The sequence below is a fragment of the Spirosoma pomorum genome, assembly GCF_054776615.1.
Genome location: NZ_BAAHBP010000021.1, coordinates 68,848 through 90,680 on the forward strand (window position 1 = coordinate 68,848; position 21,833 = coordinate 90,680).

The following is a 21,833-nucleotide window of genomic DNA, read 5'->3' on the forward strand; positions in this document are numbered from 1 at the left end:
ATAGGATGAGCGCAAGCGAAAAGCGTCCTCCTTTCCCGCTTTCGCTCGTTGATTTATAACACGTCCATCGTAGCCATCTCGTTGAGCATGTTCACAGCGGCCTGAACCAGGGGATAAGCCAGCGCGCAACCGGTACCCTCGCCCAGGCGTAAGTCCAGCGTCAACAAGGGTTTCGCGTCCAGGTAGTCGAGCATAAGCCGGTGACCCACTTCGTTTGACTGATGGCAGAAAATACAATGTGCCCGTACCGACGGGTCCAATGCCTGGGCTACCAACAAAGCCGCCGTAGCAATGAAGCCATCAATCAGGATAGCCATACCGTTCTCAGCCGCCTGAATCATGCCGCCAACCATAGCCGCAATCTCCAGCCCTCCCATAGCCGCCAGAATAGCCATCGACTCCGTCAACGACGCGTACCGATCAGCAACGGCCTGTAGGATAGCTCGCTTCTGCTGCATGCCCGTTTCGTCCAAACCAGTTCCCCGACCAATGCATTCGGGGAGGGGAAAATCCGTAAACCGATGCATCAGCAACGCAGCCGACGACGTGTTCCCAATGCCCATTTCGCCGAAACCGACAACGTTGCAATCCCGGTACTTAACACCGTTAACCAGCGTTTTTCCGGCATCCAGGGCCGCTGCGCACTCGTCGGCTGTCATCGCTGGTTCATGGCGCATATTCCGGGTGCCGGGGCAAATTTTGAACTTGACGAACTCGGGCGTATTCTCAGCAAACGTTCCGTTGACCCCCACGTCGCACACCAGCAGGGCCAGGCCATTCTGCCGACAAAATACGTTGATGGCCGCGCCCCCGGCTATAAAATTACGGACCATCCCGTAGGTCACCGCGGCTGGATAGGCACTGATTCCCTCGGCGGTCAGGCCGTGGTCACCCGCAAAAACCAACAGGTGCGGATTCAGCAAAACGGGGGTTTCGGTCTGTTGAATTAGGGCAAGCTGAACAGCCAGTTCCTCTAGTTGACCCAGTGCACCAAGTGGCTTGGTCTTTTGGTCGATCCGTCGGCGAACAAGCTGTTCCAGGGTAGTATCGGTAGGTATCATTATAAAAAAACTAGGCGGCAAAAATCGTCATTATTACGTGTTTCCACAGCCTTTTATCGAATTTAAGTACGGCTACACTATCCATTAGCTACGCGGCCAGACCGGCACTGATCACCAGAATCGTCGCCCCTATTGCCCGCAACAACTCTCAATACGTCGCCAGCACACCTGCTACCTCAACCATTCATCAACACTACTAACCGTCTATCATCCACTAATACCAATTAGTATATTTAGAAGTTTATCTATTTATTTAGACATTTGGCTAATTATATTAATACTCTGTAATGAATACGCTATTCAAAGCCCTGAATGATCCTACCCGTCGGCAGATTTTAGATTTGCTTCGGGAGCGCGACCTGAACGCGGGAGAAATTGCGGAGCACTTCGACATGAGTAAGCCCAGTATTTCTCACCACCTTGATCTACTACGGCAGGCTGGTCTGGTCGACTCCGTCAAACAGGGGCAGTTCATTACGTATTCACTCAACACGACGGTGCTGGACGACTTACTGACCTGGCTCATGAGCTTCCGGCAGTCGGATGCGGATGAGCCTGTCCCCTCTTCCTCCGTTGACACCCCGGCTTCTCATTCCTGACTAAACACTTATCCATTAATTATTATGAAACTCTCCCTGAACCGCGAATTGCTCATTGTTGGTTTTTTGCTGGCGCCTTACGTGTACCTGGCTCTGATCTGGCAGCAACTTCCCGATACCATCGCCACGCATTTTGATTTGCAGGGGCGTCCGAATGACTGGATGGACAAGACAAATGCGGTCCTGCTACTGGGTGGTATATCGCTTTTTCTATATCTGCTGCTTCGGTTCCTGCCCCAAATTGATCCGCGCAATCAGGTGCAGACCAGCAATTATCAAAAACTACGGTTGGTGGTTACGGTCGGTCTGGCCGCTATTACGGGCTGGCTTTGGTACGTAGCCGCGAGTCCCGACCCGGGCGAATCGATGGCGGGTATCGTGCTGGCGCTGGTTGGGGTGATGATTGCTGGCATAGGCAATTACCTGACCACCGTGAAACCGAACTGGTTTGTTGGTATCCGGACGCCCTGGACATTAAGCAGCGATACGGTCTGGCGCCGAACCCATCAGCTGGGCGGTCGATTGATGGTCGCCGGTGGGTTACTGGGGGGTGCCCTTGCGCTACTGTTACCCGCAGAATCACGTCTGTGGGCCTTTCTGGTGATAACTGTGCTTAGCTCGCTGGTACCGGTTGTGTATTCCTACGTGTGCTTCCAGCAGGAAAAAGCCCGGTAAACCAAAGCGTACCCGTCCATTCCAATTCAATATTCTCTCCTAAAACTACCTGATCATGCTTCGTCATATCCTCTACGTATGCGGCCTTTGCCTGCTTCCCGGTCTGTCGGCACGCGCGCAGTCCGAAGAAACGATTCAGTACACCATTACGCAACCCGCTACCGTCAGCCTGACGCTGGAAGGCACGCTGACACTCCCCGGGGAACTGACAAAACCAGTGCCGGTGGTACTCCTCATTGCGGGCTCCGGGCCTACCGACCGCGACTGCAACAGCGCCACGGGCCTACAATCGAACGCGTTCAAGATGTTAGCCGACAGCCTGGCGCGGCTCGGAATTGCGGTCGCTCGCTACGATAAACGGGGGTCGGGTAAAAATCTCTGGCTTAGCGCCAGCAAACTAAAACCCCAGGAACACCGATTCGACTTTTACGTAAGCGATGCGGTTGGTTTTATTCGGCAGTTGCAGGCCGACAAGCGTTTTTCGGGCGTTTATGTAGCGGGTCATAGTGAAGGGTCACTGGTGGGCATGCTGGCAGCTCGTCAAACCAAGGCCAAAGGATTTATTTCGTTGGCCGGAGCGGGCCGTAATATTGCCGACGTCATGAAAGACCAGGGCCGACGCCTGGGCAACCCCGCCGATACTCAGCGGGAAGTCGATTCAGCCCTGGACTCGCTGAAACAGGGCCATCTGGTGCACCCTACGAATCCTATCCTAAAAAGTCAGCTATCGCTCGCTGCTCAGCCGGGTTTGATCTCCTGGATGAAGTACGACCCGGCCACGGAATTAACGGCGTATACCAATCCGGTACTAATTATTCAGGGCCGGAAAGACTTGCAGGTCAGCGTCGCCGACGCCGAACGGCTCCAGGCCGCCAGGACCACATCCGGTCGAGCCACGTTAGGCCAGCCCAGCTCCCGACTGCTTTTGTTCGATGACATGAATCACATTCTAAAAAACGTGACGGGAACCAGCCAGGCCGATAATTTTGGTACATATAACAAGCCAACCCTTCCCCTTACCCCCGGCCTGGCCACCGCCATTGCGCAGTTCGTTAAGCAGTGAGAGCTTATAAGAAAAACGCCCAGTTAGGGCGTTTTTCCTGGCTTCGGTTGGTTAGCTCAGCTCCTTCCGCACTCGTTCGAGCAGGGTTTTGGTCGCCTTAATCCCCTCGGCTGCGGGCAGATAGCCTCCGTCCGGATTGTACATATTCATCAGGCCACCTTCGTATTCGATACCGACGTATCCCGTGAAGCCCGCGTCTTTGATGATTTTAAACATCCGCCGAAAATCCGTTTCGGTTTCGTTGCCCTGGGCGTCAAACTTGTGCGTTTTGGCGCTAATCCCTTTGGCGTAGGGCATCATTTTCCGGACGCCTTCGTACCGGTCGTATTCTTTCAGACAGTGCGTACCCATAATCCCTTTTATGTCCTGGGTTTCGGGTTTACTCCGCTGACGGCAGAAATTACCAAAATCAGGCAGTAGTCCCGCATTAGGCATGTTGACCGCTTTGAGGACGCCAACCAGCCAGTCAATATCAGTCGAGTTACCAAAATGGTTTTCGACAATGACGTTCAACTTCTGACTGGCTGCGTATTCCAGTAATTTGTGGTAGCCGTCGGCCGCTGCTTTAGCGGCCTCCTCAGCGGGATCATCGGGCACCCCCGACATGGCTTTGGTCGTATCGCCTAGGTTGACCCGGATAGCGCTACAGCCCAGCCGGGTAGCCGCGTCCAGCCAGGGCCGATGTGCGTCAACGGCCTGGTTCCGCTTGCTGGCATCCAGATCGGCCAGGTTGGCCCCGTCGACCATAATCAGGTGATTTTTCATCCCCAGATCATCAACCCGCTGCTTGAGGTCCTTCAGGTACGCCTGATCGGTATGTTTGTCGTTGAAGAACATGGAGACGTACTCCAGTACGTTAACCCCAAACTCTTTTTTAGCGCGGGCCGGAAAATCCAGGTTACTCATCTTCCCGGACATGATTTCGGGGAAAAAGGAAAACTCGGCCAGCGACATGTCAAAGGTGAAGGGCTTGGCAGCTGATTCGGCGAAGATTTCGGTTGGTACCATAGGCGTCAGGCTTAGCCCGGCAGCCACCAGCCCAAGCTGGTTTAGGAACTGACGACGGGATGAATTCATAGGAATATATATAAGGAAACGCGTACACGCGCCTGTAACCTACAAAATCCCCTGCCTGCTTACAACTACTCTTCACTGTTTAATAAAATAAGGGCAATGTATTAGCTTGCTAATTTTGCCATAAATAAACCCCAGAGGGCACATTGGCTCGGACGTATCCAGTCCGCTGCGTCCCTGGGGCTACTGGGCTGATAAAACGATTCGGCTACGTTACGCTTTCTCGGCGTTGCGTTTGCGCGTAGCAGCTGCCTTTTTAGCCGACGCCGACCGTTCCTCGGGCGTGCGGGACGCGGAAGCAGTCCCTCCTTTTTTGCCGCCTTTTTGCATAGGCTCCTTATTTTCGGCGTGGCCGCGTCCTGAGCCGCTCTTCTTACCACCGCCCGATATTTTGTTTACGGTAGCCCAGGCCCGGCTCTCGGCTTCCTCTTCAGGAACACCCCGTTTCTCGTATCCTTCCTCAATGTGTTCGGCCTGCCGAATCTGCTTGTCGGTGTAGGCCGATTTATCTCCCTGTGGCATCGCGGTATTGATTTCGTGTTAGAAACTCATTTTACCCCTAGAACAACTAGGTCTCGACCGGTGTTTTTTTTCGTTGCTCAATTGTCGTAGACAAGGATCTGGCCAAAACCTGATGGCCGAACGCTACCGACGTAGAGCGGTAAACACCCTTGTCAACATCGGTCATTTGATCGCCCCTCTCCGCCGTTTTAGATAGTCAGTAGGAAGCTTCAGGCGCTGACTTTACAAACGAATACGTTCAGTTCTTAAGCTAACCGACTGTGCCAGCAACGGACCGTTATCCCAATCTGGCACGGCATCCTTTCCAGCCACTGACCTATGAAACATTTCCTTCTTTTCTGGCTAACGTTTTATCTCGCCCATACTGCCTTGGCGCAGCGTCAGGCTACCTTCGACGGGCTGGACATGAACCTCGGGAATCTGTCGCGCTTATCCAACGCGCAGACCCGGTCCATCAGCCCCGAAAACTTTACGGGGGAACGGAGTAAAGGGGGGATGGCTGACCCCATCAACCAGAAAGGGCAGCGGAATGTCGCGAATGCGGCCAACGAAGCCCGCGACCTGGGGCAGGGCTGGAAAGTCAACCCATTTATCATTGTCGAAAAAGGCGAAACCATCACCATTGCCGAGATGGAAGGCCCCGGCGCTATTCAGCAGATCTGGATGACGCCAACGGGTAACTGGCGCTACTCGATCCTGCGCTTTTACTGGGACGACGAAAAAGTCCCCTCGGTTGAGGTACCCGTTGGCGATTTTTTTGGCATGGCCTGGAATGAGTACGCTCCACTCAACTCGCTGGCTGTTACGGTCAACCCGGGGAGTGCTTTCAATTGTTACTGGAAGATGCCCTTTCGTAAAAAATGCCGGGTTACGCTGGAGAATCTGAATCCCGATGAATCCATGCGGCTCTATTACCAGATTAATTATACCCTAACTTCCGTTGGCGACGACGAAGCGTATTTCCACGCCCAGTTCCGCCGGTCTAACCCAACCAAAGGATCGCTGCACACGATTCTGGATGGCGTACAGGGGAAGGGGCATTACGTGGGTACGTTCATGGCCGTAGGGGTACGTAATAATGGCTGGTGGGGCGAGGGCGAAATCAAGTTCTTTCTGGATGGCGACCGTCAGTTCCCAACCATCGCCGGTACCGGTACGGAAGATTATTTCTGCGGATCCTATAATTTCGAGAACAAGAAAACGCATCAGTACGAAGCGTTCTCAACGCCTTACGCGGGGTTGCACCAGGTCGTCAAACCCGATGGCCTGTACAAGTCACAACAGGCGTTTGGCATGTACCGCTGGCACATCATGGACCCCATTCGGTTCGAAAAAGAACTGAAGGTCAACATTCAGGACCTGGGCTGGCGCAGTGGCGGCCGCTACTATCCCCAGCAATCCGACATCACAACCGTGGCCTACTGGTACCAGCGTGAACCCCACGCCCGCTTCCCCCAACTACCATCACGTAACGAACTGGAAGTCCCACGCTAGCCCCCTGATGCGGTTTGCGTTCGTCCATATAATACGTTGTACGACGCTGGGTATTTACACTTTCACCATCCTTTACATCGGTATTTTACGTCGGTTCGACGTGAAATACCGATTACTCCTGACCATTATCAGGATCATTTTCTTCGCTAAGTAGAATAGAGTCCAGCATTATTCAGGCACCCCTGTCGCTGGCAGCTTGCTTCATTGGGTGACAAGTCGAAAAACGGCCGTCGCGTATAATACTTTCCCCCCGCTGTTTCGTTCTAGTTAGAATTAGGTTACCCTCTATTTTATGATTCTGACTATCAGCCGCGCTAGTGTACCCGTTCTTGTCTGCACATTTTTCCTGGTCAGCTTAACCCAACCCGTCGATAAATCGTCAGTAACAATTCCCAAACCAGCCGTCGAGTCGCTACAGGGGCCGGACGAGCAGTTTGGTAACTTATTTGAAGCGGTGCAGCTGGGCCGCGTTTTTCCCGATTCCAAAACCTTCGCGGATTGCACGCCCAAGTTTGCCACTGCTACTATCCTGGCAAACTACGAACAGGCCCGCAACCAGCCCGGCTTCAACCTGAAGGCGTTTGTTGATAAGCATTTTACCCGCCCCGTTACGCCCGCTACGGGTTATACCAGCAAAGCGAATCAGTCAGCCGAAGAACACATTACGGCCTTATGGCCCGTCCTGACCCGCCCCGCTGATGCGCGCCCAAAAGCGGATGGCCCAACGGGATCACTGATTCTATTACCCAAACCATACGTCGTACCGGGCGGCCGCTTCGGTGAGATCTATTACTGGGATAGTTATTTTACCATGCTGGGATTGCAGGTATCTGGCCGATCGCAGCAAATCCAGGACATGATCGACAACTTTGCCTTTCTGATCGACCGCTTTGGTTTTATCCCGAACGGAAACCGGACCTATTTCCTGGGACGGTCACAGCCACCGTTCTTTTCGTACATGGTTGGTCTGCTGAGCGAAGTACGCGGACGCCGGGTCTTATTGCAATACCTTCCTGAGTTGCAGAAAGAGTACGATTTCTGGATGAATGGAAAAGAGCAGCTTACTGCCCAGCAACCGGCCTACCGGCGGGTTGTCCGGCTGGCCGATGGAGTTTTTCTCAACCGCTACTACGACGATAAAACCACCCCCAGACCCGAATCCTATCGCGAAGACGTTGAGTTGGCCCGGCGTAACAAAGAGCCGCAGACTCTGTATCGACACCTTCGCGCCGGAGCAGAATCAGGTTGGGATTACAGCAGCCGTTGGTTTCGCGACGGAAAGTCGCTCCGAACGATTCACACCACCGATTTTATTCCCGTCGACCTCAACTGCCTGCTCGTCAATCTGGAACGGACGCTGGCCCAGGCGTACCGACTGAAGGGAGACGCGAACCAGGAAAAGCAATACACTCAGTTGGCGAATCAACGCCAGGCTGCAATTCGCCAATATTGCTGGAACGCCAAACGGCAATTCTTTTTCGATTATGACTTTGTCGCTCGCAAACAAGCGACGGTCTATTCGCTGGCGGCCGCTTACCCGCTGTTTACCAACGTAGCGACGATGGTTCAGTCGGTAGCAGTAGCCCGAATGCTGGAACGTAATTTTCTGAAACCCGGTGGACTGACTACTACGCTTAACCGCACGGGACAGCAATGGGACGCTCCCAACGGCTGGGCTCCCCTGCAATGGGTCACGATCCGGGGGTTGCGGAATTACCGACAAACGGCGCTGGCCAACCGGATCAAGCAACATTGGGGAACCGAAAATCTTCGGGTATACAAAGCGTCGGGCAAAATGGTGGAGAAATACGACGTCGTCAGCACAGCAGCCGCCAAGGGGGGCGAGTACCCGAATCAGGATGGGTTCGGCTGGACCAACGGGGTTTTGCTTCGCTTACTGAAAGAAAAATAAAGTTCGGCGCCAGTAAACGCGCCGTAAAGCGAGGTCACCGGCAAACAAAGTCGTTATTTTCGGAGTACTAGCTGTGGAGCTGGTAACGAACCAGCTTTACTTTTACTCAACCTTGTGAATAGCCATGCTTAAATTACTCCTCGGTGCCCTGCTGATCTCAACAACAGCCCTGGCCCAAACAACTAAACCAAGTTCGCAAACATCAATTTCTGGTTCTAATGCCAAAAAGCCCGTATCCAAAACGGCATCGAACAAACCAATTCCTCAACCCTCACTCGACGAAAAAATGACGAGTAAGGACAATGCCATTCCTAGCTATCGGATGGCGAAGGAACGGGACAAAGACGCTAAAATGGGCAAAGGCCGGCAGTACGAGCCCCGACGAAACGCTTCGGGTGCTCGGAAAGACACCATGCATTGACAGCAATACTGTAGTCGACCCGATTGGATTCACGTTGCACTAGCTGCCGTAATATGCCGTAAAGAAATAGGCAACTGTGCGGCAGCATTTAAAGTAGTAAAAGCCGATTTTTCATTCGTCACTATATTTCTTACTCAAAATACGGGCTCGGCTAACAAAGTCGAGCCCGTATTTTTTTCTCGTTTAATCTGACTCTTCTTTGCCTCATTACCCTGCTCCAACCCCCATATTCTATCTTATTTGCTGCCGACAATCTCTATTTTTTCCTCGTCTCGTCACCGCCAGAGTGAACGACCAAACGGTATTCCGCTTTCCATAGCCAGGCACGACAAACAATTTACTCTATGGACTATAATCAACCAAAGCTGATTCATGGCACTTGGCAACAAGCATCTCTTTTTGAGTAAAACAGAGTTAAGATAAAGCGATAAACGCGCAGAAATTTACGCCTTCGTTTTACTACTGTCAAATTATCGCCATCTAGCACTCAACTAATTGGTATCTACCCTTATTTTTTCAAAAAATACGTTCGCAGCAGAGCAACATCGCCTGGCAACCAGCAGCAAGTTGGTTTATTTTTTACGTTCACTTCCAGTAATTACCATACTAACGAATCCAGTAACATACATGAAAACTCAGTAATTTATTGATGAATTGATGAGTTTACCTTACCACATCTACGCTTACTCACAGCACGATTAGTAACGATAAAATAAATTAATCATACTGATTTGCAGAGAAACCCATATTTATTAGGATTAAATAATAGACTTATTTTTTTAACATTTAGCTTTTTAATCAACAACAAAGCAGACTAGTTACTACTAATCAAGTATCTATTCATCAGCGGTTTATAAGAAAATTTATAATCTTTTATTCTCCCAATAAATAGTCTTCTAAAAACTCTTTTTCGATGATTAAAAAGAACAGCTTTCACTATTTCTCGCTAAACGGTGGAACAATTTTCCCTAACTTTCCACTTAACTAAGCAGGCTCATTCAGTAAAACTGTTAGCAGATGTATATATTTGCGCAGACAAGAACATCAATCACTCAGTCTCTAAAAATGAAAGCTCCTAAAATCTATTTCTTCAAACAGGAAGACAACAGCGAAACTCAGGCAAAAAGCGCCCCTAAAGTAAAGGAAGCTCCTGCAACTGGCTATGTCTCATCAACAGGAAAATTAGTTTTTCCAACAAAATCAGTAGCTCAGCTTGGCCTCGAACCAGATGGAATTTCGTTCCAGATTGGTGCTCAGGAAGGCAAACGTAAAATCAAATCACTGTACGTAATTCCCGCTGCTGAAGAAACAAACGAAACGTTTCAGATGGAAAAAGGAGCCAAAAGCTACACCATTCCGTTGGCCGTTATTCTTCAGAAAGGTAAAATTGATTACAGCGGTACGAAATACGTCTTCACGATCAAACCGTTTGACTACGAAGACGATATAACGGGCTATGAGCTACAATTAGAGCCGGAAACCAAGCCAGAATACACGGGCAAACCTCGTGGTCGGAAAAAGGCCGTTACCGCGGAAGAATAAGCACGCAGCTACCTGCGTCCAATCGATGCGCGACGCTCCGGAAACATACTGTTTTCGGAGCGTTTTTTTTCGCGGCTAATCCGGGACGAGTCAGGATGAATTGAAATATTTTTCCGATCTTTTCTGTTGAAAAGAATATGACGCGTACCGAACTCAACGATTTAATCACGAAAGGAGAGAGTAACAATCTGGAATTCAAACGATCCCTCTCCTCAGCCCACCGCATTGCCCGGACGCTGGCCGCTTTTGCCAACGGCTCAGGTGGGATCTTGTTGATTGGCGTGTCTGACGACGGGAAAATTCTGGGCGTAGCGTCGGAAATTCGCGAGCTCCGGAAACTGGAAGAAGCCTCCGATCAATTAGTTGAGCCAGCCCTGTCTATAAGTTACGAAACACTGTCCCCCGATGGCAGAAAAATTCTGGTAGTCACCGTTCCCCCAAGCGCGGAAAAACCGCACTACGCCATCGATGAAGCCGGTAAGCGTATTATTTACGTTCGATCGCGCGATAAATCGGTACCAACCAATAAGCTGATTATAGGCAACGAATCCGTTGACGCCCAGCTTATAAAAAGCCCAACGGCCCGGACTTTGATTCAGTACCTACGCAAAAACGACCACATTACGGCCGACAAGTTTGGCAAGCTTATTAACATTTCTGAATACCGGGCGGGTAAGCTGTTACGCCAGTTAACCGAACAGGGATTGCTCCTGCTGATCGATAAACCTCGTCCAACGCGCTACGCCCTGAAACTGGCAGAATAATATTTTCCTGCGACCTTTGCGCCATGATGACTTCGGATCACACCATTACTCAGACTACCATTACCACATTTTTTCAGGACCTTCAGGATCGTATCTGCCAGTCGCTGGTCGAAGCCGATCGGGAGGCTGGTCCTCTACAAAGTTCATCGTTTCGGGAGGATTCCTGGCAACGACCGGGCGGTGGCGGAGGCCGCTCCCGCACGATGACAGGCGGTAATGTTATCGAGAAAGGGGGCGTTGGCTTTTCGGCGGTCCACGGTGAGGCTACCGAAGCGACGCTACGGTCGTTGAATCTGACCCAGCCCGCCGAGTTCTTCGCGACGGGGGTTTCTATTGTCTTACACCCCCATAGCCCTCTGATGCCGATCATTCACATGAATGTCCGGTATTTTGAAATGAGCACCGGTCATAGCTGGTTCGGGGGCGGGATTGACCTGACGCCCCATTACGTTGTCGACGAAGATGCCCGTTGGTTTCATCAGCAGTTAAAAACTGTCTGCGACAAACATGACCCGGCGTATTACGCGAAGTTCAAACCCTGGGCCGACGATTATTTTTACATTCCCCACCGGCAGGAAACCCGTGGTATTGGCGGTATCTTCTTTGATTACCTGAAACCCGAGAATCCGGCGCAAAAAGCGGATTTGTTTGCTTTTGTGCAGGACATTGGTAATGCCTTTGCTCCCATCTACACGCATTTCATGCGAAAGAACCAATCTCTTCCTTACGGGGAGCGCGAAAAGAACTGGCAGTTCCAGCGCCGGGGGCGTTACGTTGAGTTCAATCTGGTCTGGGACCGGGGCACCAAATTTGGCCTGGAAACAAACGGACGCACCGAATCTATTCTGATGAGTATGCCCCCGCAGGCTAACTGGACGTACGATTTTCAGCCCGAACCCGGCAGCCGGGAGGAGCAGACACTCGGCTTGCTCCGAAAAGGAGTCGATTGGGCTCACTAAAGCGGTTGGGCCGGTTAGGGAAGCTGCAGGTCGCTGGCAAGCAGCGGCCCCAGGTGCCAGGGGCGTTCGGGATTAAACCGAAGATAGCCCTGCTGAATGGTCAGCGGACTCTCGAAATTATTGTGATACAACTGACCCGTACCCAATCCCTGGGGCATCAGGTGCTTAAACTGAGCCGTGTACTGAGCGATTGCGTTCAGGCCAATGTTTGACTCCAGCGCCGACGTCACCCACCAGCCAATGTTCAGTCGCCCGGCGATTTCGATCCACTCGTTGCTGTGCGTAAAGCCACCGAGTAGCGCCGGTTTCAGGATAATGTACTGCGGCTGAATTTTCTTCAGCAACCGGAATTTATTGACGTATTCTACGTGCCCGATTAGTTCTTCGTCCAGTGCAATGGGCACGGGCGAATGCTGACAGAGTTCGGCCAGCAGCTCATGCTGGCCAGCTTTGATGGGTTGCTCGATCGAATGCAGCGTATATCCCGCCAGCCGCTCCAGTTTCGGCATGGCCTCCTCGGGACGAAAAGCACCGTTGGCGTCCACCCGTAACGTAATTTCTTCGGGCGTATACCGATCCCGGATCATGTCCAGCAGGGCGCATTCCTGCTCAAAGTCGATAGCGCCAATCTTCAGTTTGATGGTCGTGTACCCAGCCTTTAGCTTTTCGTCGATCTGCTCCCGCATGAACTGCGGGTTTCCCATCCAGATCAGCCCATTAATGGGGAGAGCGCGCTCCCCCATCGTAAAGTCTGAGGGGTAGATAATTCGCTGACCACCGGCCAGAAAATCGAGCATGGCCGTTTCAAAGCCGAACAGAATACTCGGAAACTCCTGACCAAATACCTGATCCAGGATAATGGGGACGTTCCAGCTGAAAATCTCCAGGTCCAATTCGGTGAACTCCCGGCAGGCTCGTTGCAGACAGGCCTCAAAATCAGGCCGGTCATCAACGCTGAGCCCCGCTAATGGTCCACACTCGCCATACCCCACCAGTTGGGGATTCATTGTATCACAAAGCCGAATTAGATAGATTGTCCGTTCCGTGAGGGTGCCCCGCGACGTACCCGCTTCGAAGCGAAAATGTAGCGTATATTTCAGGTAATCGGCTTTCAGGCTCATTGGACCGGTGAACGATGGCGGGCTTTCGGAACCCTAAAAGTACTACTTTTGACCACTTAGTAAAGATGTAATTTCGAAATAATTCCTCGATTGCGGTATGACTTCCTGGCTTCTCCTCCCGTTCAGTGCTCTATATGGATGTATCCTGGCAATACGAAACTGGCTATATGACAACAACTTATTTAAAAGCGTACAGCCTAAAACCTATACCCTCTGCGTTGGTAACTTAACGGTGGGCGGAACCGGAAAAACACCCATGATCGAGTTTTTGATCGAATGGCAACGGGCAAATTCCGGGTTGACAGCTCCGCCAAACGGCCATGTCCATACGCAATACGCGCTGGCAACCGTCAGTCGGGGGTACGGCCGGCAGACGCGCGGCTTCCGGCTGGCCACTCCCGGCGATACCGCAGCAACAATTGGCGATGAACCCTTGCAACTCTACCGCAAGTTTAGTGATTTTGTCCGGGTTTGCGTAAGCGAAAAACGGGTTATAGCCATTCAGCAGTTGGAAGAACGTTTCCCGGAAACGCAGCGCATTCTGCTCGACGATGCTTTTCAGCACCGGGCCGTCCGCGCTCATCTGACGATAGTACTCATGGATTTTAACCGACCTTTTTACCGGGATCACCCCTTTCCGGCTGGCCGGTTGCGCGAACGACGGGTTGGTGCTCGACGGGCCGATGCCATTGTTGTTACCAAAAGTCCGCTGACGTTGTCCGTTGCCGAACAGCAACGGATTACTGAAGAAATTAATCGGTACGTCCGACCCAACACGCCTGTTTTTTTTGCGGGTTTGCGTTACGCGCAGCCCGTTGCTTTTGGCGACGAAGTCCGCAATCGGCCGGAGCGAGTCAGGCTGGTTACCGGTCTGGCCAGCGCTGGTCCGCTGGAGCAGCACGTCCGGGAACAGTTTACCCTGGTGGAACACCGGCCATTTGCCGACCACTACGCGTACACCCGTGCGGACGTACTAGACCTGATAAGTGGGCTACAGCCTGACGAATCGATTCTCACGACGGAGAAAGACTGGGTAAAATTGGCCGCGTTGCTAACGCCCACGGAGCAGAAGACGCTGCCGTTCTTTTACCTGCCTATAGCCGTGCAGTTTTTACCGGGCTCAGCACCCGCCTTTGACCAGTTTTTGCAGCAGCACGTCGGCCCCCTAAATTAGAGGTAATCCTTTTTGGCTTCGTCCAGATCCGTTTCGGTCAGTTCGCCCATTTGCCCCAGGATCGTCAGCGTTTCTACCGTGTGCGCCCGGTCAGGATCTTTCGACTTGTCGGGCTCGATATCGCCGTAAACGACCTGTTCGACCGCATCCCGAAGCTGCCGGACATTAGTTTCGGCAAAGGTTTCTTCTGAATGTTTTTCTACCGGACTTTCTGTGGAATTACGTACTGTGTTCATATCTCCGTTGTATCTATTGTTTTTCGCTTGTCTAACGATACTAACTGACTTACCAAGGCTGGTGTTTGTCCGATGGAGTGGGATTAAGCGCGAAAAAGAATGATATAAGGTAGCGGTTTCCGTGAGCCTTTCTCTCGCCTTCTGGTACTCCTGTCAACGTTAACTTAGTAAAGGTAAACGTAGCCATCAGCGTTGCCAGTCAGCCTGTTCCGACCGGAAGTCACAAAAAGGCAGCAATTATTGGTCCAGGGCGCATTTTTGGTGAGTAGTGGATCCGGCCACATCGCTTTTCGACCTGGGTCCTGTCAACGTAATTTTTCGAATCCACTTTAACAGACGGGCTATCAATAGTCTGCAAGAGACTTGCCAGCTAGTAGGCAGGCTCCTAAACGTATGATAAACTATTTCTTTTCTTTTCCGGCCGCCCTCGTTACGAGCCTTACCATTTTTCTGACACAAACCACCTGGGCTCAGCGAGCAGACTTACCAACCCGCTGGACCAAAGCAGCGATGGCCGCCCCAACACCGCTCAGCGAATACCCGCGTCCCCAGCTTCGGCGAACCGAGTGGCTTTGCCTGAATGGAACCTGGAATTACCAGGGTGGGCCATCCGTCGCTTCAGCCTTGAATCCGGCCAGGGCGGTCACCTTCGCCAATACGCCTGAAACGATTCGGGTCCCCTACTGCCCGGAATCAGTCCTATCGGGCATCAAGCGAAAACAGGAAACGAATATGTGGTACCAGCGGACGGTTACGATTCCTGCCGCCTGGACCGGCAAACAGATCCTTCTTCACTTTGACGCGGTGGATTACAACGCGACCGTATTTGTAAACGGCCAGAAAGCAGGAAACCACGCCGGTGGCTACGATGCTTTTTCCTTCGACATCACCGCCCTGCTCAAAAAAGGTGAAAACAGCATTGTTGTAGCCGCCTATGACTCGAACGACGGGCGTACGCCGTCGGGCAAGAACGGGCCACGTGGTGATTATACCTTTACCTCCGGTATCTGGCAGACGGTGTGGCTTGAACCCGTCAATAAAACGTACATCAAAACCGTCCGTCTGCTGCCAGACCTGGCCGGTCGGCGACTGAAGATTGACGTAGATGCCAGTACCGGAGCGAACGTAACCGCCACCGTCCTCGACGGAAAGAAAACGATTGTCAGCGCTGACGGGAATGCCGGAACGTCGTTTTACGTACCCATTACGAACCCAAAGCCCTGGTCGCCGGATTCGCCCTTCCTTTATGATCTGAAAATTACGCTCAAATCAGGCAGCGGTGCCGCGTTGGACGAAGTGACGAGTTATTTCGGGATGCGGGACATCGCGCTGGGCAACGTGAATGGAATTGTCCGGCCTCTCCTGAATGGTAAGTTTATGATGCAGCTTGGTTTACTTGACCAGGGATACTGGCCCGACGGTATTCTGACCGCGCCAACCGAGGAAGCGCTGAAATCGGACATTGAGTTTACGAAAAAAGCGGGCTATAACCTGATCCGCAAGCACATGAAAACGGAGCCCCAGCGGTTTTATTACTGGGCGGATAAACTGGGACTGCTGGTTTGGCAGGATATGCCCGCGATCTGGTACCCCGACGAAGATACGCTCAAAACCCGGGCCGCTTTCCGAAACGAATTCAAATCAATCATTGACGCCCATTACAATTCCCCATCGATTATTTGCTGGGTGCCTTTTAATGAAAACTGGGGAGCGTTCGACGTAAAAAACATCACCAACTGGACAAAAAAGTACGATCCTTCCCGGCTGGTCAACGGAAACTCGGGCTTCAACAATAATCCGTCCTACCAGAAAGCGTATGGTGACCCCAAAAACGGCGACTTTGTGGATACGCACATTTACGTCGGTCCTTACAAAGCGTCGGTACCGGATAGCCAGCGGGCGGCCTCCCTGGGCGAGTTTGGGGGCGTTGGTTTATTCGTGCGCGGGCACATGTGGCCGGTTGAAAACAACGCCTATGCCTACGAGCCAACCAAATCTGCCCTGACCGATCGGTACATTTTTTTACTGGACCAGGTAGAACAACTGATGCGGTACCGGGGGCTAAGCGTGGCGATCTACACCCAAACGACGGACGTTGAACACGAAGTAAATGGGCTGCTGACCTACGATCGCGACGTGGAGAAGATGGATGTAGACCGGATTCGAGCTGTCAACCAGGCTGTCATCCAGGCTGGTCACAAGCTGGCTTCTCCCGACAACTAGCGCGCGTCAACGCAAGTCTAATCTTTTCTACGGCAGCAGTAGACCGTGCGTTCTAGCCAATCGGGCCCACTATGCAATGGCATGGACACGCGTTAAAATTAGTTAAGCACCGAACGGTCGTTTCGGGTATCCGGCTTTTGGCGTATTTTTGACCCGATGAAGTGGAGTTTACTTGTTCTTACGCTTTTAAGTCTGGTCAGTGTCGTCCTTCGGGCTCAGGTCCCCACGACGGGTTTCCCGAATGGATTCGGTGGGCAGCAGAGCCGTCCCGGCAGTACAACCGGCGTTACCAGCAGTAACGGGATCGACGATTCAACCAAAGTTATTTACGGCCCGAAATCCACTCGTTACGTCCTGGAAGAGGACATTTTCAACAACCGCAAGAAGCTGTACTTGGTCGATACCACCCTGGACGACGCGCACAAATACACCTACGTCCAGCGCAGCAATTTTCTCTACCAGGATCTGGGCAACCTGGGTACGCCCATGCACGCCGTTTTCGTGCAGGTACCCGATCAGTTGGGTGCGCAGACGGGCTATTCGGTCTTTGATCCCTTTGCCTACCAGACGATGGGGGTCAAATATTTTAATACCCGATCCCCCTTCACGGATATGTACCTGGCGCTGGGGGGACGTAACCGGAACATCCTTCGCTTTAATTTCTCCCAGAATATCAACCCTCGCTGGAACGTTGGCTTCGACGTGCAGCGGTTTACGTCGCAAAAACAGTTCGGTACCAGCGGCAGCAATGACCTCAATAAGCTCCTGGCGCAAAACTGGGGCTTCGTGGGGCATACCAACTACCGGTCGAAAAACGACAAGTATACCCTCCTCCTTCATTTCATCAATATGAATCACTCGCTGGCCGAGCAGGGGGGCGTTCTGCCCGGTGTTCGTACCAACTCGGGGGATACGCTGGTCAATTTCTACGATTACGAGGGTAACGCCCGGCTCACGAGCGTGAACGGACGCGAAATCCGGAACGACTGGCACCTCTACCACCAGTACGTGCTGGGCAATGGCTTTCAGCTGTTTCAGCGGCTCGACTACCGACGACATAAGAATTACTACCAGGACGATACGCTGCGGCAGAACCAATCCACTAAAATTATTGATAGAATCGTCTATCCTGGTTTTTATCCAACCATCCTGGGCGATACGTCCCGCATTGAGCAGGATGCCCGGTTTCGGCTGGTCGAGAACATGGCGGGAATCAAAGGTATCTACCAACGTAACGGGTCCGCGTTCAACTACCGGGCTTACCTGCGTAACCGGATTTACGGCCAGTACACGCGCTATAACTCCAGCCGAACCCAGCACAACGAATACGAAACCCGCCGGCTCGAAACGTTCGTAGGCGGCTGGCTGGGCTATTATTTCCCCGACAGTCTGTCGCAGGTTACGGCCGAAGCGGAATACCAAGTAGGCGGTGGCTTTCGGCTCCAGGGCCAGTTCGACAGCAAATTCCTGACGGGCGGCTACACGACGATGCTGGTCGATCCAACCCTGTTGCAGGAACGGTACCAGAGCAAAGTCTTTTTCTGGCGGAATGAAAATTTTCGGTTACGTGGCTATAACTACGCCTACGGAAAGTTGAACCTGCGCTACCGGGGTATCCGGCTGGAGCCCGGTTTGGACTACTACCTGTTGAGCAACTACATTTATTTCGACACCGACGCCATTGCCCGGCAGGCTACGGGCTCGTTCAGCGTCCTGCGGGCGGGGCTGGGGTACCGGGTTCAGGCGGGCAAGTTTCTGGCATCGGGTCAGACGTATTACACGATCCAGTCCCGCACGGATATTTTACGTACCCCGCCTTTCTTCGCTAACGCGCTGTTTCAGTACGAATTTCTGTACGCCAAGGCGTTGTACGTGCAGGCGGGGGTTGAGTTGAACTATAAATCGTCGTATTACGGCGATGCCTACATGCCGCTTACGCAGCAGTACTACCTGCAAAACAGCCAGCGGACCGAAGGCTACCTGCTGACGAACATCTACGCGAACTTCCGGGTCAACCGGACCCGGCTGTTCGTTAAGCTCACCAACGCCACCGAGGGCTTGTTTAACCAGGGCTATTACGCGGCCCCTGGCTTCCTGCAACTCCGCCGGGCGTTTGCGTTTGGCGTCGACTGGTACCTATTCGACTAACCGCAGCTGGGTTCGGCTCGATCATTAGTGTGGTAGCCGGATTCGGGCGAGCGTTGGCTGGCGTATTTTCGATCAATCAGTTCCGCCACGAGTCCCGTCCAGCCCGTCTGGTGACTGGCTCCCACGCCCCGCCCGTTATCGCCGTCGAAGTATTCGTAAAACAGAATATGATCCCGGAAATGCGGATCGCGGTATTTGGGGTGTTGACCAAAAACAGGCCGATTCCCATCAGGGCCAACCGTAAACAGACTAATCAGCCGGTCCGTCAGTTCACGGGCGACATCGCGCAGGGTCACCTGCTGGCCCGAGCCAACCGGATATTCAACCAGAAACCCATCGCCGAAGTATGCGTAAAACCGCTCGATGCTGTTAATGAGCAGGTAATTTACGGGCATCCAGACCGGCCCGCGCCAATTGCTGTTCCCCCCGAACATACCGCTCTCGCTCTCGGCCGGTGTATAAGCCAGTCGGAACGTATTGCCATCCAGCGTGAATTCGTACGGATGTTCCCGGTACAGCTGCGATACAGCCCGTACGCCGTGGTGGCTCAGAAATTCGTTTTCATCCAATACCCGCGCCAGCAACGACTTTAGCCGGAATCCGCGCAGCAAACTCAGCAGTCGGGTTTCGTCCTGACCGACCTCGTTGTAGCGCGACACCTGGTTATACAGATCCGGCCGGTGACTCTTAAACCAGACCATCCGCTCCAGAAAGGCCGGTCGCGCCCGCAGCAGAGGATCGCTCAGCACCTCAACGGCGAACATCGGAATCAGGCCCACGAGCGTCCGGACCCGGAGCCGCTCAACGCTGCCGTCCGACATGCGTAGCTGGTCGTAGAAGAACCCATCTTCCTCGTCCCACAGACCTTCCCGATTAACGCCGGTACTGGTCATCGCCCCCGCGATATACAGGAAATGATCGAAGAACTTAGTCGCCAGTTCGTCGTATACCGGATCATGATTGGCCAGTTCCAGCGCAATCCGCATCATGTTCAGGGCGTACATGGCCATCCAGCTCGTGCCATCGGCCTGCTCCAGGTGGCTCCCGTTGGGCAACACCTCATTCCGGTCGAACACCCCGATGTTGTCCAGCCCCAGAAATCCGCCCTCGAAAATATTGTTGCCCATGTTATCCTTCCGGTTCACCCACCAGGTGAAGTTGAGCATCAACTTGTGAAAAACGGCCCGCAGAAAAGCAATATCTTCTTCGCCTTTTGGTTTGTGCTCTTTATCCATGTGGTACACCCGCCACGCGGCCCAGGCCTGCACGGGCGGATTGACGTCGCTGAACGCCCATTCATAGGCCGGGAGTTGCCCATTCGGATGCATGTACCACTCGTTGGTGAGCAGCATCAACTGCTGCTTGGCGAAACCCGGATCAATCATCGCTAACGTAACACAATGGAAGGCCCAGTCCCAGGCGGCATACCAGGGGTACTCCCAGGTATCGGGCATCGAGATAATACCCGCGTTGATCAGTTGCAACCAGGTGTGGTTACGGCCTAGTGCGCGCTCGGGGGGCGGGGGGGGCTGGTTGGGATCACCGGCCAACCAGCGTGATATGTCGTAGTAGTAGTACTGTTTGCTCCAGAGCATGCCAGCGAACGCCTGCCGCTGCACCCACTTTTCGTCCTCGGTGGCCTCCGCCGGATGAACATGGTTGTAGAAATCATCCGCGTCGGCTTTACGTTGTGCGACGATGGCATCGACGTCTGCCAACGTTACGGTATCAGTAGCCGGCTCGTCCACGCAGGTCAACCGCAGGCGAATGCTGACTTCGGCGCCGGGTTCTATCGTCAGAATGTATTGCGCAGCAGCTTTAGTCCCCGTCTGCGCTGGATTGACCGTCGGTTTCCCCTGCACGACGTAATCGTTGATGGCATCTTTGGGATAGGACGCTCCGTTGTGGACATCGTACAGCCGGGCTTTGTTGGTCTCGTTGTCGCAGAACAGCCAGGTCGGATGACCAGCGATGGGGCTGTTTTCAGCCTGCCAGACGTAACGTCCCAATTGAACATGCTGAGCCAGTACCGTCCCGTTGGGTTGTAAAGCCAGGCTGGGATGCTCACTCGGTACACCATCCGAATCGTCCCCCCATACCCAGGTATTGCGAAACCAGAGTGTTGGTAGCAGGTGCAACGGTGCCGCGTCCGGTCCCCGGTTGACTACCGTTACGACCATGACGATATCCTGGGGCGACGCCTTAGCATACTCCACCGTTACGTCGAAATAGCGGTCCTCGTCGAACAGGCCAGTATCCAGCAACTCGAACTCCGGGTCCAGCCGCGACCGGCGTTGGTTTTCGGCCAGCAGTTGCTGGTACGGAAATGCCTGCTGCGGATACTTGTACAGCATCCGTTGGTAGGCATGACTGGGCGTATTGTCCAGGTGGAAATACAGTTCTTTTACGTCTTCGCCGTGGTTGCCTTCGGCGTTGGTCAGTCCGAAAAAACGTTCCTTCAGGATAGGGTCCTGCCCGTTCCAGAGAGCCAGCGCCAGGCATAGCTGCTGGCGATCGTCACAGACACCCGCAATCCCTTCTTCGCCCCAGCGGTACGTATAACTGCGTGCCATATCGTGCGTGGTGTAGTTCCAGGCATCACCATTGGCGCTGTAATCTTCGCGTACAGTCCCCCACTGGCGATCGGAGACGTACGGTCCCCACTGCCGCCAGGCCGGGTCGGTTAGACGTGATTTTTCGGGGGGCATAAGATAAAGAGGAAAGGGAGGAGGGGGAGGAAAGGAGGAAGAGTGCCTAAGGAAGCCGGAAAAGTGGTAGATCAACTATAAGATTCTCTATACGCTCTATAAATCCCTACCCTCTCCTCCATCCTCCTTTTACTCCT

Annotated in this window: 18 protein-coding genes; 12 read left to right on the forward strand and 6 right to left on the reverse strand. The window is 53.0% G+C overall.

Translation table 11 applies throughout. The annotated features are described in order from the left end of the window. Positions 1-53: 53 nt before the first annotated feature. Positions 54-1,061, reverse strand: coding sequence for a nicotinate-nucleotide--dimethylbenzimidazole phosphoribosyltransferase (gene cobT / locus ACYVAD_RS11910; RefSeq protein ID WP_461139717.1), 1,008 nt, complete (start codon positions 1,059-1,061; stop codon positions 54-56). 287 nt (positions 1,062-1,348) lie between these two features. Between cobT and ACYVAD_RS11915 the strand changes: the two genes are divergently transcribed. From ACYVAD_RS11915 to ACYVAD_RS11925, 3 genes are read left to right on the forward strand one after another with little or no spacing between them, the layout of a single operon-like run. Beyond that, positions 1,349-1,660 (forward strand): autorepressor SdpR family transcription factor, encoded by a 312-nt coding sequence (locus ACYVAD_RS11915; RefSeq protein ID WP_461139718.1) that lies wholly within the window; start codon positions 1,349-1,351, stop codon positions 1,658-1,660. 24 nt (positions 1,661-1,684) lie between these two features. Then, entirely contained in the window at positions 1,685-2,335 is a 651-nt protein-coding gene (locus tag ACYVAD_RS11920) for an SdpI family protein (protein WP_461139719.1), read from the forward strand. Between the two features lie 55 nt (positions 2,336-2,390). Then, positions 2,391-3,398, forward strand: coding sequence for an alpha/beta hydrolase family protein (locus ACYVAD_RS11925; protein ID WP_461139720.1), 1,008 nt, complete (start codon positions 2,391-2,393; stop codon positions 3,396-3,398). A 51-nt stretch (positions 3,399-3,449) separates the two neighbouring features. On the opposite strand, the gene ACYVAD_RS11930 is transcribed toward ACYVAD_RS11925, so the two are convergent. Both ACYVAD_RS11930 and ACYVAD_RS11935 read right to left on the reverse strand, forming a co-directional pair. Beyond that, positions 3,450-4,475 (reverse strand): sugar phosphate isomerase/epimerase family protein, encoded by a 1,026-nt coding sequence (locus tag ACYVAD_RS11930; RefSeq protein ID WP_461139721.1) that lies wholly within the window; start codon positions 4,473-4,475, stop codon positions 3,450-3,452. Positions 4,476-4,685: 210 nt separating this feature from the next. After that, positions 4,686-4,994, reverse strand: coding sequence for a plasmid stabilization protein (locus ACYVAD_RS11935; protein ID WP_461139722.1), 309 nt, complete (start codon positions 4,992-4,994; stop codon positions 4,686-4,688). Positions 4,995-5,312: 318 nt separating this feature from the next. Between ACYVAD_RS11935 and ACYVAD_RS11940 the strand changes: the two genes are divergently transcribed. The 6 genes from ACYVAD_RS11940 to hemF all read left to right on the forward strand — a co-directional run bounded on the left by ACYVAD_RS11940 (position 5,313) and on the right by hemF (position 12,086). After that, complete coding sequence (locus tag ACYVAD_RS11940; RefSeq protein WP_461139723.1) at positions 5,313-6,488, forward strand: glycoside hydrolase family 172 protein; 1,176 nt, start codon at positions 5,313-5,315, stop codon at positions 6,486-6,488. 292 nt (positions 6,489-6,780) lie between these two features. Then, a complete protein-coding gene (gene treF / locus ACYVAD_RS11945) occupies positions 6,781-8,400 on the forward strand; it encodes an alpha,alpha-trehalase TreF (RefSeq protein WP_461139724.1) in 1,620 nt (539 codons plus the stop codon). A 124-nt stretch (positions 8,401-8,524) separates the two neighbouring features. Further along, a complete protein-coding gene (locus ACYVAD_RS11950) occupies positions 8,525-8,821 on the forward strand; it encodes a hypothetical protein (RefSeq protein WP_461139725.1) in 297 nt (98 codons plus the stop codon). A gap of 1,065 nt (positions 8,822-9,886) precedes the next feature. Next, the gene (locus ACYVAD_RS11955) at positions 9,887-10,363 is read left to right on the forward strand and encodes a hypothetical protein (RefSeq protein ID WP_461139726.1); all 477 of its coding nucleotides are present in this window, start codon (positions 9,887-9,889) and stop codon (positions 10,361-10,363) included. Between the two features lie 137 nt (positions 10,364-10,500). After that, on the forward strand, positions 10,501-11,127 hold the full coding sequence (locus ACYVAD_RS11960; protein WP_461139727.1) for an AlbA family DNA-binding domain-containing protein: 627 nt from the start codon (positions 10,501-10,503) through the stop codon (positions 11,125-11,127). Between the two features lie 26 nt (positions 11,128-11,153). Further along, positions 11,154-12,086: an oxygen-dependent coproporphyrinogen oxidase gene (gene hemF, locus ACYVAD_RS11965; protein WP_461139848.1), complete on the forward strand. Its 933-nt coding sequence runs from the start codon at positions 11,154-11,156 to the stop codon at positions 12,084-12,086. A gap of 14 nt (positions 12,087-12,100) precedes the next feature. On the opposite strand, the gene ACYVAD_RS11970 is transcribed toward hemF, so the two are convergent. Beyond that, positions 12,101-13,207, reverse strand: a complete 1,107-nt coding sequence (locus ACYVAD_RS11970) for an o-succinylbenzoate synthase (protein ID WP_461139728.1) — start codon at positions 13,205-13,207, stop codon at positions 12,101-12,103. Positions 13,208-13,304: 97 nt separating this feature from the next. Between ACYVAD_RS11970 and lpxK the strand changes: the two genes are divergently transcribed. Further along, positions 13,305-14,381, forward strand: a complete 1,077-nt coding sequence (gene lpxK, locus ACYVAD_RS11975; protein WP_461139729.1) for a tetraacyldisaccharide 4'-kinase — start codon at positions 13,305-13,307, stop codon at positions 14,379-14,381. Here lpxK and ACYVAD_RS11980 read toward each other — a convergent pair. Next, positions 14,378-14,617 (reverse strand): hypothetical protein, encoded by a 240-nt coding sequence (locus ACYVAD_RS11980; protein ID WP_461139730.1) that lies wholly within the window; start codon positions 14,615-14,617, stop codon positions 14,378-14,380. The two genes, lpxK and ACYVAD_RS11980, sit on opposite strands and share 4 nt — an antisense overlap. 393 nt (positions 14,618-15,010) lie before the next feature. On the opposite strand from ACYVAD_RS11980, the gene ACYVAD_RS11985 reads away from it, so the two are divergent. Both ACYVAD_RS11985 and ACYVAD_RS11990 read left to right on the forward strand, forming a co-directional pair. After that, positions 15,011-16,840 carry a glycoside hydrolase family 2 protein gene (locus ACYVAD_RS11985; RefSeq protein ID WP_461139731.1) on the forward strand — a complete coding sequence of 610 codons (1,830 nt, stop codon included), beginning with the start codon at positions 15,011-15,013 and terminating at the stop codon, positions 16,838-16,840. 156 nt (positions 16,841-16,996) lie between these two features. Continuing rightward, positions 16,997-18,988, forward strand: a complete 1,992-nt coding sequence (locus ACYVAD_RS11990) for a putative porin (protein WP_461139732.1) — start codon at positions 16,997-16,999, stop codon at positions 18,986-18,988. On the opposite strand, the gene ACYVAD_RS11995 is transcribed toward ACYVAD_RS11990, so the two are convergent. Then, positions 18,985-21,696, reverse strand: a complete 2,712-nt coding sequence (locus tag ACYVAD_RS11995; RefSeq protein ID WP_461139733.1) for an MGH1-like glycoside hydrolase domain-containing protein — start codon at positions 21,694-21,696, stop codon at positions 18,985-18,987. The two genes, ACYVAD_RS11990 and ACYVAD_RS11995, sit on opposite strands and share 4 nt — an antisense overlap. Positions 21,697-21,833 lie beyond the last annotated feature (137 nt).

Coding starts and splice junctions, on each gene's coding strand:
- cobT (WP_461139717.1), bottom strand. CDS start 1,061: ATGATACCTACCGATACTACCCTGGAACAGCTTGTTCGCCGACGGATC.
- ACYVAD_RS11915 (WP_461139718.1), top strand. CDS start 1,349: ATGAATACGCTATTCAAAGCCCTGAATGATCCTACCCGTCGGCAGATT.
- ACYVAD_RS11920 (WP_461139719.1), top strand. CDS start 1,685: ATGAAACTCTCCCTGAACCGCGAATTGCTCATTGTTGGTTTTTTGCTG.
- ACYVAD_RS11925 (WP_461139720.1), top strand. CDS start 2,391: ATGCTTCGTCATATCCTCTACGTATGCGGCCTTTGCCTGCTTCCCGGT.
- ACYVAD_RS11930 (WP_461139721.1), bottom strand. CDS start 4,475: ATGAATTCATCCCGTCGTCAGTTCCTAAACCAGCTTGGGCTGGTGGCT.
- ACYVAD_RS11935 (WP_461139722.1), bottom strand. CDS start 4,994: ATGCCACAGGGAGATAAATCGGCCTACACCGACAAGCAGATTCGGCAG.
- ACYVAD_RS11940 (WP_461139723.1), top strand. CDS start 5,313: ATGAAACATTTCCTTCTTTTCTGGCTAACGTTTTATCTCGCCCATACT.
- treF (WP_461139724.1), top strand. CDS start 6,781: ATGATTCTGACTATCAGCCGCGCTAGTGTACCCGTTCTTGTCTGCACA.
- ACYVAD_RS11950 (WP_461139725.1), top strand. CDS start 8,525: ATGCTTAAATTACTCCTCGGTGCCCTGCTGATCTCAACAACAGCCCTG.
- ACYVAD_RS11955 (WP_461139726.1), top strand. CDS start 9,887: ATGAAAGCTCCTAAAATCTATTTCTTCAAACAGGAAGACAACAGCGAA.
- ACYVAD_RS11960 (WP_461139727.1), top strand. CDS start 10,501: ATGACGCGTACCGAACTCAACGATTTAATCACGAAAGGAGAGAGTAAC.
- hemF (WP_461139848.1), top strand. CDS start 11,154: ATGACTTCGGATCACACCATTACTCAGACTACCATTACCACATTTTTT.
- ACYVAD_RS11970 (WP_461139728.1), bottom strand. CDS start 13,207: ATGAGCCTGAAAGCCGATTACCTGAAATATACGCTACATTTTCGCTTC.
- lpxK (WP_461139729.1), top strand. CDS start 13,305: ATGACTTCCTGGCTTCTCCTCCCGTTCAGTGCTCTATATGGATGTATC.
- ACYVAD_RS11980 (WP_461139730.1), bottom strand. CDS start 14,617: ATGAACACAGTACGTAATTCCACAGAAAGTCCGGTAGAAAAACATTCA.
- ACYVAD_RS11985 (WP_461139731.1), top strand. CDS start 15,011: ATGATAAACTATTTCTTTTCTTTTCCGGCCGCCCTCGTTACGAGCCTT.
- ACYVAD_RS11990 (WP_461139732.1), top strand. CDS start 16,997: ATGAAGTGGAGTTTACTTGTTCTTACGCTTTTAAGTCTGGTCAGTGTC.
- ACYVAD_RS11995 (WP_461139733.1), bottom strand. CDS start 21,696: ATGCCCCCCGAAAAATCACGTCTAACCGACCCGGCCTGGCGGCAGTGG.